The sequence below is a fragment of the Carboxylicivirga linearis genome, from assembly GCF_018271995.1.
Classification (GTDB): Bacteria; Bacteroidota; Bacteroidia; order Bacteroidales; family Marinilabiliaceae; genus Carboxylicivirga; species Carboxylicivirga linearis.
Genome location: NZ_JAGUCO010000104.1, coordinates 1 through 899, shown reverse-complemented (window position 1 = coordinate 899; position 899 = coordinate 1). Strand labels below are relative to the sequence as shown.

At 41.6% G+C, this 899-nt stretch carries 1 protein-coding gene; it reads left to right on the top strand.

Features of this window, described 5'->3' with window-relative positions:
* Positions 1 to 899 (top strand): hypothetical protein (locus KEM10_RS23830; protein ID WP_212220907.1); only part of this gene is annotated, 899 nt, incomplete at both ends.

Below are 899 nucleotides of genomic sequence, written 5' to 3'. Positions count from 1 at the left end.
AATTCAGATTTAAAAGATTTAGAAACCAAATACTTAGAACTACAAGCGGGGATTATCTCCGAAAAGGGGTATCAGAAAATCCCCGTTTTCGATAAAGCAGCCCAAAGAGATTATGTCGCTGAAAGAACCGAAGAAATTGAAGAAGGAAAACAAGCCGAGATTACCAAAACCAAAACACAAAGCGAGAACCGCAAACGCTACCTGAACAACTTTTTCAAGTTCTTCAAAGTCGGTCATGGTTATTTCTATCCGGCAGTAAGTTTTGAAACCGATAGCAGTTCCAATTCATACTGCGTTTTTCTTGGTTTCGACATTAACCCAAAGCGCAAGAATCCTTATGCACCGTCATCGGTGAAGCTTCGCTTTGCCATTTCCGACAGTCGTAAATACATCGTTCTACCTGCATCTGGCGATACTGCCAAAGAAATTGAGCGTGTGATGAGCCGTAGTATGCAGCTTACAACAGGGCAAAAAGAAAGCTTGATTGAACGTTGGGATGAAGCCATTAAAGACTTCACGGCAGACAGACAAATCCGATACATCATAACTGGAAACATATTACAAGGCTCTGCTGACTTTTCAGGCAAGTTGGTAAGCTTCACCACCAAAGGCAGAGGAGTTCAGAAAGGTATTTTAATGAGTGAGGCATGGTCGCCCGACAATAACGATAATAAAGCGGACAACTATGTTGTAGCTCCAATTGCTAAACTGCAAAAGCACATTATGAGCCTTCGCAATGGGGCTACCATTGCCACCGAAAACAGAATTACAATAGCCAGGCATTATGATGGCACTTTTAAGGTTATCATGCCTAAAACCAAAACACATATCCCCATTTACACCGATAAAGAAGTGGTAAAGCTCCTGGTTAATAATCGGGATGGTTTTGAAATGGTATC